This window comes from Arthrobacter ramosus, from assembly GCF_039535095.1.
Taxonomy (GTDB): domain Bacteria; phylum Actinomycetota; class Actinomycetes; order Actinomycetales; family Micrococcaceae; genus Arthrobacter; species Arthrobacter ramosus.
On record NZ_BAAAWN010000001.1, the window covers coordinates 2566599 to 2578918 of the forward strand.

Sequence of the window (12320 nt, forward strand, 5' to 3'; positions counted from 1 at the left end):
TCGGTTCGTGCCGCTCTATAGTTCGCACCCAAACCAGCAGGAGATGCCAGTGCCTATTTCGCAATCTACAAGTACCGACTGTCACGGAGAGCCCCAGCGGGATCCGACGGCAGAAGACGTAGCGTCGCCGTCGCAACAATCTCTGGACGATGAACTCACCGCAGCACCCTGGATTGGACTCCATTACAGGAGCGAAACCCGCTAAGTACCCCAGCGGTCAGCATCGCCCCTCTGGTCACAGGCGCCCGTGATGCCTACCCCCAACGGCGGCGTTTTAGGAACCCGTGTGGATTTGTTGTGGCAGCAGCCAGTTGGTGAAGATGCAACCAAACCCCAGATCTCTCATCGAGTTGGTCCAATTCGGCAGTTCTATTCGTGGCGAAGGTTACCGTCCCCGCTCAGGGATCCAGTCTTTCTCCTCGTACGCGCGTCGATTTTGTCGCCCGATACGACCGGGAGGAGCTGATCCGACCCGCATCCCAGTTGGCTCACAGAGCCCGGTGTGCTGCTCGTGGCTTCGTTGTCCGATGCCTACCCGCGATTTCGGCTACCCGTGACCCGCTTCCAGGTTAGACCAGGGACCGCTTATTAAGCGCCAGAACGAGTGATTCTTGGCCCGAGCGGTGTGGTGTTTATCGCGTCACCTTGCCCGTAAGGGTCGCGACGGGCCGGAGGAAAAGCGGGCGTGCCATGAACCAGGATGCGCTGATCAAAGCCAGCGAACCGGCGAATATCCAGAAGCCGAGCCAGCCGGCGTCGTCCCGTGCAGCGTACATGTGGTTCAGGTTTCGGAGTGCCCCCGTGGTGAATACCAGAACCACGTGGATGACGATGAACAGCACGAAGAACAGCATCGTCGGGTAATGCAGGGCACGGGCCATCTCGATCGGGTACGCCCTGTTCAGCCGGGCGGTGTGCTGGGGCCATGCGTTGGACATCCGCAGCCCGGTGGCGATCGCCAACGGCGCTGCGATGAACACGACCGCGAAATATGAAAGCAACTGCAGCGCGTTGTAGTTGGTCCAGCCATTCTCGAGCGGCCAGTCCAGGGACGCATACTGCAACGCCGCCGACAGGGCGTTCGGGAAGACGTCCCAGCCTGTCGGCACAATCCGCAGCCATTGGCCCGTGGCGAAGAGCGTGATGAAGAAAACAATCCCGTTGAGAACCCACAATGCGTCCAAGCTCAGGTGGAACCAGAGGTCCAGGCTGATCTTTTTCGGCGGGTTCTTCGTTTTGATCAGGGCCTTGTTGTTCCGGGTCCAGTTCGCCTTGGGCCTGGCGGTGGTGCGCACCAGCCAGCCGGAACGGACGATCAGCAGGATCAGGAATGCGTTGAGGAAGTGCTGCCACCCCAGCCAGGCCGGCAAGCCGAGCGGGGTCGACGCGGGCAGTTCGGCCTGCCCCGGATACGTCGTCAGGAAATCCTGCACAGGTCCGAGGGTGCGCAGCCACCTGGCCAGCAGCACAACCAGCGCTAAAACTACGACGGCGGCCGCACCCGCCAGCACCGCCCGCACCCACCCGGGCCGGGCCGACTTCCTTGGCTTCCCGGACTTAGGCGTCGACGGCGCGGACGTCGGGGGCATGTTTGTTGGCGAGGACATTTCGGTCGTTTCCTTGCTTGAGCGGTCAGCGGCTGGCGGAGAGCTGGCGGGCCTCAACGGCCGCGATCAACTGGGGAACCACGGTGAACACGTCGCCGACAATGCCGAAGTCGGCGACGTCGAAGATCGGGGCATCCTCGTCCTTGTTGATCGCGACGATGGTTTTGGATGTTTGCATCCCGGCCCGGTGCTGGATCGCCCCGGAAATACCCAGCGCGACATACAGTTGCGGGGATACCGCGACGCCCGTCTGCCCCACTTGGTGCGACTGCGGTACGTAGCCGGCATCGACCGCGGCGCGGGAAGCGCCCACTGCCGCGCCCAGCGCATCTGCAAGCTGCTCGACAAGGACGAAGTTCTCCTTCGAACCAAGGCCGCGCCCACCGGAAACCACTACCGCTGCCCCACGCAGGGCCGGGCGTCCGGAATCCACGGTCGTCGCAGTTGAGGACTCGATTGTCGCGAAACGACCGGGACCATTCTCCGCCGCCATGCTGACGGCGTCAGCATTCACTGCCGCTGCTCGGTCGTCGATAGCCCCCAGGCGCAGTGTGATGATCGGCAGTCCCCCGTCGACTGCCGACTCGGTGGTGTACGCGCCGCCGAACACCGAATGCGTGGCAATGACGCGATCCCCTTCGGCGCGCACGCCGACTGCATCGATCAGCAGCCCTGCGCCCGTTCGCACTGCCAGGCGCGCGGCGACCTCACGGCTTTCGACCGTGTTGGCCACCAGTACCGCTGCAGGTGAAAGCAGGCGTACGGCATCCGACAACGCGTCCAGGTCCGGGGCAGCCAGCAACTGGCCGGCCCGGTCGGATTCATAGATACGCACGCTGGCCGCGCCTAGGGCACCGAGTTCGGCGGCCAGATCGCCGCCCGCCCCGTGCATGACGGCGGCAACCGCCACCGGGGTGCCCAGCAACGAGGCCGCACCGAGCAAGGAGGCCGCGGTGGATTTGGCCCCGCCCGTGTTCGTGGTTTCGATCAAAACAATGACATTGGCCATCGGAAATGTCCCTTCGGGTTCTTGTAGAGGTTCAGATGAGCCGGCCGGCAACAAGGAAATCGGCTAGTTCGGCGGCGGCATTGCCCTCGTCGACGACTTTCCGGCCCATGGCCCGGGGCGGGCGCCCATTCGCGGACACCATGACGCTGCGAGTGGGGCTGAAGCTTCCTACGCCGAGATCCGATCGCCCGAGGGTCTGCAGTGATTTCTTCTTCGCCTTCAGGATTTCCTTGAAATTCGGGAACCTAGCCTCGGCCGCACGCTCTGTCACCGAAATCACCGCCGGCAAGTCTGCGCTCACCGAGAGTGTGCCGCCTTCGACCCCGACCATGCCGCTCACGGAACTCGACGTGATCGTCGCCGTGCCCAAGGAGGGCAGCAGGGGCAAGCCCAGCCGCTCGGCAACCATCGCCGGCACGACCCCGCCGCGCCCGTCGGTGGACTCATTGCCGGCCACCACCAGGTCATATCCGGTCCAGGACAACGCCGCTGCCAAAGCCGCGGAAGTCGCGGACGCGTCAGCCCCGGCCAACCCGTCATCTGCGACATGAATCGCCGAGTCCGCGCCCATCGACAACAGTTTGCGCAGCGACTTCGTGCTCTGCGCCGGGCCGACGCAGAGCACGACGACCTCGGCACCCTTGTTCTCATCTTTGAACCGCAGGGCCACCTCCAGGGCACGCTCGTTGATCTCGTCCGGTATCCGGTCCGAAGCCACCCGGTCCAGCAGGCCCGTCTGAAGGTCCAATATCCGCTCATCTTCCGTATCCGGAACTTCCTTCGCCAAAACAACGATCTTCATGTTGTTCTCCTCGGTCCTTCTCTCATTGCAAATGTGGTGGATGTGCGGATGGCACCGGCACGCAAAAGTAGTCCATGTACGTGAGCATCTCAACGAGGCTGAGCTCAGTCATGGTTGGTCGCCTTCCGCGAAGAAGTCCAGGAGGGAGTCGGTGAATTGTTTGGGCTGTTCGCGGGGGATGTAATGGCCGGTCTCGAACCATTCGACCCGCACGTCGGGCATGACCTGCTGAAGACGGTCGATGATGGGCTGGTCCAGGACGTTGCTGGTGCGCCCGATCATGTACAGGGTCGGCATGGCCGCCTTCGCCGACATCTCCCACAGGTACTCGACGTCGGGCAGGCTCACCGAGCCGGTGATCCACTGCAGGTCCGGGTCGGCCTTGGGCACCAGCTTGCCTGCCCAGTTCCGGCGCACCTGGTACTGCACGTGCAGGTCGATGAACTCCTCGACCCACTCCGGGTGCTGCGCCACGTAGAACTCGCGCACCTCGTGCTCGTCACGGAAGCCGCGCAGGTTCGTGTTGCGCGCGATGAAGTCCCGCATGAACCGCGCACCCTCGACGCTGGTCGCCGGCCCCGCGTCCGAGAGCGCCATCCGCCGCACCTGCCCGGGGTTCTCCCCCGCGATCGCGATCGAGACGCGCACCCCGTTGGAGTGCCCGACAAGGTAGTAGGGTCCGATGCCCATCTGCCCGAGCAGGCCGGTGACATCGCCGGCGAACGCCCGCACCGCGTAGCCCTGCGGGGACCAGCTGCTCTCCCCGTGACCGCGCAGGTCCGGGGCAATGACGTGGTACTTCTCGGCAAGACGGCGCGCGATCGGATCCCAGGTGTGGGCGGTCACGTTCAAACCGTGCACCATCACCAGCGGCTGGTTGCCGCGCTTGCCCCATTCCAGGTAGTGGATGTCCAGGCCGTTGACCCTGGCCCGGCCTTCTTGATACTCGTGCGCAGTCACAGTGCTCCTCTTTGAGTTGGTCCGGGCTCAACACGCCCGGCAGACCAGCAATTCCATCCTAACTATATGTATGAATCGGATATTTGTCACCCCTTCACGCCACACCCCGCCAACACCCCGAAGCTCATGTCGAACACGCATAAGCCTTGAACCAGCCCGTAAATCAAACGGTGTTTCCAGCCTGACGCGGCACAACGGGGGTTCGGGGAAAGAAGTTTTTGGATATGGCGCATGGAACCCTTGGAACCACTAAAGCGAGTAAGCCACCCCTGATGCGTCTGCCAGGTGCCGTGTGGCCAGGTGATTGAAATCGTCCTCGCAATTGTTGCGCTCGTTTGCGCAGGCGCCGTTAGAACCGCACGTTGGGGTTCGCCGAGGAAGTGCGTCGACCCGGGGCACTCGCCGTCCTCGGCCGAGCAGCGCTTCTGTCTTAGGCTTCGCTGCCGGGCCGGCACCTAAGGCATCGGATCAAGGGCATGCATGCTGATGGTGAAGCCGTGCGCCACCGAAAGGGGCGGCCCTGGAGGATCTCGCGAAACTCTTTGAGAAATTACAGGCGGTCGCTCGGTCATGGAACCATGAGTGGGAGGAATTCAGCCCGTTCCTGGACTTTGACTCGGAAAGCCCGCCGCGGTCTGCTGCACCATCTAAATTGAGTTGTTGAACGCCCACCATCGCGCGCGCCAGAGGCCACGGCCTCCCGACGCCGTGACCATCGCGGGCCGCTAGCCGGACACGGAAAACTTACTGAACAAAACCGCCGGCAGCACGCAAATGAAACTGATCCGGGGGAATAACACCTAGGCCCAGGTGATCCGCGACGCGACAAAGCCCGGGGAGGCGGCCTTTATCTGCTCGAAGTGGGTGCGGAAGTGTTCGCGTGCGAGTCGTTCAGCGAGGTCGGCATCTCCGGCTATGACCGCCTCGCCGATGGCGGCGTGTTCATGGCGAATCGTACTGTCGGTCGTCTTCTCGGCGAGGCCGATATTGACCAGTCGTGACGTGTACATCTCCTTCAGCGCCGTGGCGAGTAGATTCAGCACAGTGTTTCCGGTGCTCAGCGCAAGCGTGTAGTGAAAGTCATTGGCGCGCTCCACGATGATGCTGGGCTCAGCACCATCCCCCGCTTCACGGTCCAGCGCTCGGCGAATCTGCTCCGCGGATTCCGGCGTGAGTGATTCAGCGGCTTTGCGCGCGACAAGAGGCTCGAGAAGGAGGCGCGCCTCGGCCAGTTCTTCAAGCGTCGCCCCGCCCAGATTGAGATAGAGGGAGAAACTGCGGCTGACATCGCGCGGGTTGACGCGCAGAAGCACAGGGCCGCCACCGGGGCCCGAGCGCAGGACGATCAAGCCAAAGGTTTCGAGGATGCGCAGCGCCTCGCGCAGGGAGCCACGCCCTACATCGAAATGCTCGATCATCTCAGCCTCGTTCGGCAACCGGTCCCCGGCCTGAAGTTCCCGCTCGATGATTAGTTCCAGGATCGCCGAAGCGACGCGTTCCGACGTCTTGACCTGGCGACCTAGAGCGGTCGGCGATGCATCCGCAGTCCAAAGGCTGGACGTTGAGGTTTTCATGCGATTCAACCTATCGATAAGGGGGTATTCCTACCATAATATTCCCGATCGACAATTGCTTGACCATTTCCTCGTCGGCGAAGTGTCATCCGCCGGTCCTGCGGTGGACGCGACGCTCCCGGCATGTTGTTACACACCCACGGCAGGCCGGTCAGATAGGTGCGGCAGGAACTCAGTGGATGGTATATCCGCCGTCGACGAGAATCGTCTGGCCTGTGATCAGACCGGCGGCGTCGCCGAGCAGGAAGGCGACGGCTCCCACGACGTCGTCGGGCTCACCGAAGCGGCCCAGCGGTATGCGAGCGAGCAAGGTGGCGGCGAAGTCCGGCTGTGAGAGCGTCGATTCAGTCAACTCAGTACGAATGAAGGTTGGTGCCACTGTGTTGACGCGGATGCCCAAGTGCCCCCACTCGAATGCCATGCTTCTGGTCAGCTGAATGACGGCTGCCTTGCTGGAGCTGTATGAAACGCGATCTTCGATGGCGACGATGCCCGCCTGGGATCCAATGTTTACGATCGACCCTTTGATTCCCTCGGCGGCCCATTGTTTCGCGATGGTTTGAGACAGAAAGAACAGACCTTTCGCGTTCAGCTGATGAACCTGGTCCCATGCCTCAGGGGTGACCTCGAAGGCTGGTTGTGGCACGTTCACGCCCGCGTTGTTGACGAGCAGGCTGATTCCTGCGCCCTGGGCGTGCAGCCGCTGGATGACAGCGGCGGCCCCGTCGATATCTGTCACATCCAGCACCACCGGCGACGTTCCGTAGCGCTCAGCGATCTGCTCGGCCTCGGCAGGTACCCGGGAAGTGCCATAGACGGTGGCACCAAGTTCGTTCAAGCCGTCGGCGACTGCCCGGCCGAGCCCGCGGCCGGCCCCGGTGACGAGGACGGCGCGGCCATCGAGTCGAAAGGAGAACATGGAAACCTCCGGTGCATGGGTGGGCGCCAAGGGTTTAGTCTTTCCGTGCGGCAGACTGCGGCATCCACTCGAACGTGTCGCCCCGGTACTTGGCCACCCGAACGTCACCCGAGCGCGCGTGACCTTCAAAGCGCTCGACGCGGGCCGCACGGCCGGTGATCTCACCCAGCATGGCACTGGATTCTTCGTTGCGCACCTCCTGGTAGGTGACCGTGCGAAGAAACTTGCCGACCCAGAGCCCGCCGGTGTAGCGGGCTGCACCTCGGGTGGGAAGCACATGGTTAGTGCCAATGGTCTTGTCACCGTACGAAACACACGTCCCTTCGCCGAGGAAGAGAGCACCGTAGTGTCGCATCTTCTCCAGCGCCTCCCGAGGCTGTGCAGTCATGATTTGCACGTGCTCGAACGCGTAGCCGTCGGCCAGCGCGTACGCCTCGTTGAGGGTGTCGACGACGTGCACCTCGCCGTAGTCCCGCCAGGCCGCTTCCGCGAAGTCGCGGGTGGGCATACCGGGCAAGAGCCGATCGACGTGATCGATCACGGCACGGCCGAGATCCTCCGAGGTGGTGATGAGGACGGCCGGGGAATCGGGTCCATGTTCGGCTTGCGAAAGTAAGTCGACGGCGACGACGAAGGGATCCGCGTGCTCGTCGGCGACGATGAGCACTTCGGTCGGCCCGGCGAACAGGTCGATGCCGACCTCGCCGAATAGCTGGCGCTTCGCTTCGGCAACAAAGGCGTTGCCAGGTCCTGCCAGCATGTGCACGGGGTCGATGGTTTCGGTGCCCACCGCCAGGGCCGCTATCGCCTGGACGCCGCCAAGGATGTATATTTCGTCGGCGCCGGCGAGGTGCAGGGCGGCAACAGTGGCGTCCGGGATGCCGCCGTCGATGGGAGGCGTAGCGGCGGCGACGCGCTCGACGCCGGCCACCTTGGCGGTGACCACGGTCATGTGCGCCGAGGCGAGCAGCGGATAACGGCCGCCCGGAACGTATGCGCCGATGGTGGTGACGGGCACGTTCTTCTGCCCCAGAAAGACACCGGGGAACGTTTCAACCTCGAATTCTTGGAGCGAGGCAAGCTGATGCTCGGCCATGGTGCGCACCTGGGTCTGCACGAAGCGGATATCGGCGAGCACCTGTCCGGGCACGCGGGCCATCACGTCTGCGATCTGTTCAGCACCAAGGAGGAACGATTCCGGTGCCCACGCATCGAACTTCTGTGAGTATTCGCGTACGGCCACGTCGCCGCGGTCGCGGATATCGGCGATCACCTCCTCGACGGTGTTCTTTACCTTGGGATCAGAGCCGGCCACGCGTTCCCCGGCGGCGCGGGTCTTGAGGGCTAGGGAAGTTGATGTGAATAGGGCGCTCATGGATGTCCTTTACCGGGTTCATGTTCGGAGTGGTTGAATATGTATACGTATACATCATGAAATGGCCGTACAGCAAGACTGTAAGTTGATGAGGACAAGAATGCAGGTTGATGAGGAGAGGACGGATCAGAGCGATGGCAGCGACAAGCCGTGACGTGGCCCGCGAGGCCGGTGTCTCGCAGGCGACAGTGTCGCGCGTGCTCACCGCCGGGACACCCGTGAGCGAAAAAACGCGCGCCCGTGTCATGGACGCCATGGCGCGCATTGGCTATGTCCCGAATCGTGCCGCGCGGACCATGAAGACCGGTCGCACCGGGACCATCGGCGTCGTCGTGGCCGACCTTGGCAACCCGTTCTACCCGCAGCTTCTCGAGGCGCTCAGCCGCAGCCTCGATGCCTCCGACCACCGTATGACCGTATGGGTCTCGGACGGGGGCAAGAATCAGGCCGCCCTTGACGCGATCCGGGAGGGGACCGTGGACGGGGTGATATTCACCACCGTCACCGAGCACTCCCATGAACTGGCACGGGCGCTCGAACAGCGAAGCCCCCTCGTGCTGGTCAACCGCACCGTCGAGGGCGCCGATTGCGATCAAGTCTCAAGCGCCAACCGGCAAGGCGCCGGCCTGATCGCCAACTACCTGGTCGCCCACGGGCGCACACGGATCGCATTCATCGGCGGAACTCCCTTGGCCAGCACCACGGCGCAGCGCCTTGGAGGCTTCTCGGACCGTCTGGCCCGACTCGGTCACCCCCTCCCCGACGAACTCGTCGCTCACGGCGCGTACACGCACGAAAGTGGGTGCCGCACCGCCGCGCAGCTCCTCCACCTGAACCCGGGCATCAACGCCCTCGTGTGCAGCAACGACCTCCTTGCCTTCGCCGCCCTCGACACAGCCAAGGCTGCCGGCATCCGCGTGCCCGAAGACTTGTGGGTGATCGGCTACGACGACATCCAACAATCGTCCTGGCGGTCACTGAACCTCACAACAGTGCGGCAGGACGTGGCGCAGTTGGCCGCGGAGGCAACCCGGCTGCTCTTGGCCCGGCTCGACGACCCTGACCGCCCTGCGATCCGCGTCGAGCTCGAGCCTACCCTCGTGGTGCGCGCCTCAAGCGCGTTCGCACCCGCCTGAACCGTCGCCCCCTCACGCCCGCAGCCGAGCCCTCCCGGGAACAGATTGAACACTCTGTAGTGCACGGGTGAGGAGTTAGAAACTTGGTCGATGCGGATTAATATATCTATACTCATAAATTAGTCGTTTCTGGATCCGCCAGCTGGCTCCTTGCCTGCCCCACGCCAACGCGTGGCGGACCGACACGAACCTGGAATCAGGCATAACCGACAGGAAATCCCATGACGCTTTTCTCGCTCGGCGCGGCCGGGGCCACATCAGAGTCCGATCAGCGGTGGGGCCGTGCTGTGGGATTGAGGTAGCAGTGCCGCGCTCCACCAACCGTCCCGTCGTCACCGTCGGTGAGGTGCGGGCCGCCTCCGCGGGCGTGATTGCGCTTGCGGCGGTGTCAGGCGTCCGGTTCAGCTACGGCGTGATTCTGCCCGGCCTGTCCGATCAGTTAAATTCGACCATTCTTGTGCTGGCGATGCCTTTCACCGTGCACTGGCTGGTGTTCACGTTGACGGCGCCACTGGCCTGGCGGGTGTTTGCACGCTATGGAACCCGGTTCATGTTCATAGCCGGCGGGGTGTTGTGCGGGCTGGGGATGGCAGCGCTTCCTCTCGTGACGTCTCCAATCGAAGCTACCCTGACATACGGCATCCTCGTTGGCTTGGGGACGCACGGCCTGGGACAGATGGCCGCCAACCATCCCGTACTCATGATCTCGGATCAGAGCCGGCGGGACCGCCTCTTCGGCGTGGTGGCCTGTGGTGCCCCTGTCGGTACGGCCGCATACCCAGCGATCAGTGCGCTCGTCACCGACGCCACCGACTGGCGAGTGGCTGCCGTCGTCGTTGGCGCGACGGTGCTGGGCACCAGCTTCTTCGCGGCAATGCTCCTCCCGTCCCGCTACCCCCGCCGTGGACTGGTGCCCGGGGTGCATACCGCGACCCGGCCTCGGGCGACGGCGCCGTGGCGCGAAGCGTCCTTCCTGCTGCTGTGCGCCGCCTTCTTCACTTCACTGCTTGTGCAGACGGCCGTACCCATCCTCCTTCCTGTCTGGGGAGCAGGCCAAGGCTTCAGCGCGGCACAGCTCGCCATAGCGTTCACCATCATGGGCTCTGCCGGACTGGTTGGACGTTTCGTAATGACGGGAACCGGATGTGTTTTCGGTCGCCAACTGTGGGCCGTCGTGCCCGTAGGGCTGCTGGGAGTCTCCGGCTTCGTCGTCGCTGTCTTCGCCTCCAACGAGTGGTGGTTGTATATCGCCGTCCTTCTGCTCGGATTCAGCACGCCCGTCTTCGGCGCCCTCTTCGCCATAGCCACTCTGGCCTGTTTCCCGCCGGAACGTTATGCGCAGATCAGCGGGGCACTTCTCGTGCCCGTCGGGATCGGGGCCGCAATATCTGGACTGATCCCTGGCCTTGCCGACAACCATACCGTCCCGTTTACCCTGATCTGGCTGCTTCTTGCGGGCATGCTCGCCAGCGGCTCAGTGCTCTTCCTCGTCGCCGAGCGGGTATCCCCCGTGTACCGCGCTCAATTGGCGGTGTCGACAAGTTCCCCTGAGGGTGCGGACAGGCGACGGGCACCGTAAAACAGCATCCCACCGACGACTCACGGCATCAGTTGCCGACTGATGCGCACAATCCGTCACGATCCTCCGGGTGCGCGATCGCGATCAGTGCCCGGGCACGTTCCTCCAGGCTCTGCCCACCTAACTCCGCAATCCCCCACTCGGTGACGACGAAGTCAACGTCGCTAGCCGAGGTAGTTACCGGGGTCACCCCTGCGAGCGACTTGACGATGCGGCCAAGTCCTCGCCCACTGCGGGACGGGAGCGCGATGACGGATGCCCCGCCTGCACTCTGGTGGGAAGCTCTCGTGAAATCATGCTGGCCCCCTCCCACTGCCACTTTGACGCCGCCCACCCATTCGGCATTGACCTGCCCCGAGAGGTCCACACTAAACCCCGAGTTCACGCCCCAGAGCTTATGTTGTTGCGCGAGCCGGAATGGGTCATGCGTCACGCTCACGGGGTGCAAACGTATCGTTTCCGGCCAGGCAGTGGCACCGGCACCCACGTCCAGGCCGGTGGCGACGTTCAGCCCGGGGTCAACCGTCTTCGAAACGGCAGTATAGGAGCGCTCTACTAGGTATTCGCGCAAGGCCCTGGGAAGAATTCCGGAGTGTATGCCGATGCCCGGCCGGGTGGCGAGGGCGCCGATCAGCGCGTCGGCCACACCGCCCAAACCCACCTCGAGGGTGGCATCGCCGGGGATCAAGCCCGCCACAAGTTCGGCAATCCGATCACGCACCGGTTCCGCAGCGGCTACCGTGACGACAGGGCTGGCGGCGGCGCTGTCGTCGGAGACGGTGACAGCATCGGCCCACCACTCCGGCGGGGTCGGGAACAATCCGCCCACATACTCCCCCGCCGGTGCAACCTCGGCGGCGAGGCGAACCTCGGGCATAGCCGCGAGGGTAGGTGTGAAGCCCACGGCATTGCCGAGTTCATAGCCCCCGACGCCCCGTGCGACGCGCACCGCATAAACATCGCAGGGAATGGCTCCGGAGCACAGTAGACGATCGGTCTCCCATAGCGACACAGGCAGGCTGTCGACGAGGCGGGCAAGCGCCCGGGGTGCCCCACCGGCGAGCATCGTGATACGTAGTCTTCCCGATCGCAGGTCATCCTCGGCGTTGTCGTCAAGAAAGGCAAAGCGGGCGGTCAAGTCCGATACGTAGAGACTGACGCGGATTTCCCGGCGCCGTGCTTCACTCAGCAAAGCCTCGATCAGGCGTGTCGGCTGTTGGGGGGACATCGCTGATACGAGGTTCAAGTGGTCCTTGCCGTCAAGGATCTCGGCTGCCGCCATCACATAGGCCCGGCTTTCACGTGCATGGTGTCGCTTCATTGCCACAATCTCCCGTCCGTGTACTTCCTATTGCACAA

Annotated in this window: 10 protein-coding genes; 2 read left to right on the top strand and 8 right to left on the bottom strand. The window is 63.6% G+C overall.

The annotated features are described in order from the left end of the window. Nucleotides 1-632: 632 nt before the first annotated feature. The 7 genes from ABD742_RS11900 to hisD form a co-directional block, all read right to left on the bottom strand. Nucleotides 633-1607: a cytochrome b/b6 domain-containing protein gene (locus ABD742_RS11900; RefSeq protein WP_234754083.1), complete on the bottom strand. Its 975-nt coding sequence runs from the start codon at nt 1605-1607 to the stop codon at nt 633-635. A 25-nt stretch (nt 1608-1632) separates the two neighbouring features. Beyond that, nucleotides 1633-2616 (bottom strand): electron transfer flavoprotein subunit alpha/FixB family protein, encoded by a 984-nt coding sequence (locus ABD742_RS11905; RefSeq protein ID WP_234754082.1) that lies wholly within the window; start codon nt 2614-2616, stop codon nt 1633-1635. A gap of 31 nt (nt 2617-2647) precedes the next feature. Next, nucleotides 2648-3418, bottom strand: a complete 771-nt coding sequence (locus ABD742_RS11910) for an electron transfer flavoprotein subunit beta/FixA family protein (RefSeq protein ID WP_234754081.1) — start codon at nt 3416-3418, stop codon at nt 2648-2650. A gap of 108 nt (nt 3419-3526) precedes the next feature. Then, a complete protein-coding gene (locus ABD742_RS11915) occupies nt 3527-4378 on the bottom strand; it encodes an alpha/beta fold hydrolase (RefSeq protein ID WP_344788029.1) in 852 nt (283 codons plus the stop codon). A gap of 800 nt (nt 4379-5178) precedes the next feature. Continuing rightward, nucleotides 5179-5952 (bottom strand): FadR/GntR family transcriptional regulator, encoded by a 774-nt coding sequence (locus tag ABD742_RS11920; RefSeq protein WP_234754926.1) that lies wholly within the window; start codon nt 5950-5952, stop codon nt 5179-5181. A gap of 172 nt (nt 5953-6124) precedes the next feature. Then, the gene (locus tag ABD742_RS11925; RefSeq protein ID WP_344788032.1) at nt 6125-6871 is read right to left on the bottom strand and encodes an SDR family NAD(P)-dependent oxidoreductase; all 747 of its coding nucleotides are present in this window, start codon (nt 6869-6871) and stop codon (nt 6125-6127) included. Nucleotides 6872-6905: 34 nt separating this feature from the next. Beyond that, nucleotides 6906-8246 (bottom strand): histidinol dehydrogenase, encoded by a 1341-nt coding sequence (gene hisD / locus ABD742_RS11930; RefSeq protein ID WP_234754924.1) that lies wholly within the window; start codon nt 8244-8246, stop codon nt 6906-6908. A 134-nt stretch (nt 8247-8380) separates the two neighbouring features. Here hisD and ABD742_RS11935 point away from each other — a divergent pair, with 134 nt between their 5' ends. Together ABD742_RS11935 and ABD742_RS11940 are read left to right on the top strand one after the other, a co-directional pair. Continuing rightward, complete coding sequence (locus ABD742_RS11935) at nt 8381-9382, top strand: LacI family DNA-binding transcriptional regulator (RefSeq protein ID WP_234754923.1); 1002 nt, start codon at nt 8381-8383, stop codon at nt 9380-9382. Nucleotides 9383-9686: 304 nt separating this feature from the next. Beyond that, on the top strand, nt 9687-10961 hold the full coding sequence (locus tag ABD742_RS11940; RefSeq protein WP_234754922.1) for an MFS transporter: 1275 nt from the start codon (nt 9687-9689) through the stop codon (nt 10959-10961). A 28-nt stretch (nt 10962-10989) separates the two neighbouring features. Here the strand turns inward: ABD742_RS11940 and ABD742_RS11945 are convergent, their stop codons facing one another. Continuing rightward, on the bottom strand, nt 10990-12282 hold the full coding sequence (locus ABD742_RS11945) for an acetyl-CoA hydrolase/transferase C-terminal domain-containing protein (RefSeq protein WP_234754921.1): 1293 nt from the start codon (nt 12280-12282) through the stop codon (nt 10990-10992). Between the last annotated feature and the right edge of the window lie 38 nt (nt 12283-12320).

Excerpts from the sequence above, each read along its gene's own strand:
- ABD742_RS11900 (WP_234754083.1), bottom strand. The coding sequence starts at position 1,607 with ATGTCCTCGCCAACAAACATGCCCCCGACGTCCGCGCCGTCGACGCCT.
- ABD742_RS11905 (WP_234754082.1), bottom strand. The coding sequence starts at position 2,616 with ATGGCCAATGTCATTGTTTTGATCGAAACCACGAACACGGGCGGGGCC.
- ABD742_RS11910 (WP_234754081.1), bottom strand. The coding sequence starts at position 3,418 with ATGAAGATCGTTGTTTTGGCGAAGGAAGTTCCGGATACGGAAGATGAG.
- ABD742_RS11920 (WP_234754926.1), bottom strand. The coding sequence starts at position 5,952 with ATGAAAACCTCAACGTCCAGCCTTTGGACTGCGGATGCATCGCCGACC.
- ABD742_RS11925 (WP_344788032.1), bottom strand. The coding sequence starts at position 6,871 with ATGTTCTCCTTTCGACTCGATGGCCGCGCCGTCCTCGTCACCGGGGCC.
- hisD (WP_234754924.1), bottom strand. The coding sequence starts at position 8,246 with ATGAGCGCCCTATTCACATCAACTTCCCTAGCCCTCAAGACCCGCGCC.
- ABD742_RS11935 (WP_234754923.1), top strand. The coding sequence starts at position 8,381 with ATGGCAGCGACAAGCCGTGACGTGGCCCGCGAGGCCGGTGTCTCGCAG.
- ABD742_RS11945 (WP_234754921.1), bottom strand. The coding sequence starts at position 12,282 with ATGAAGCGACACCATGCACGTGAAAGCCGGGCCTATGTGATGGCGGCA.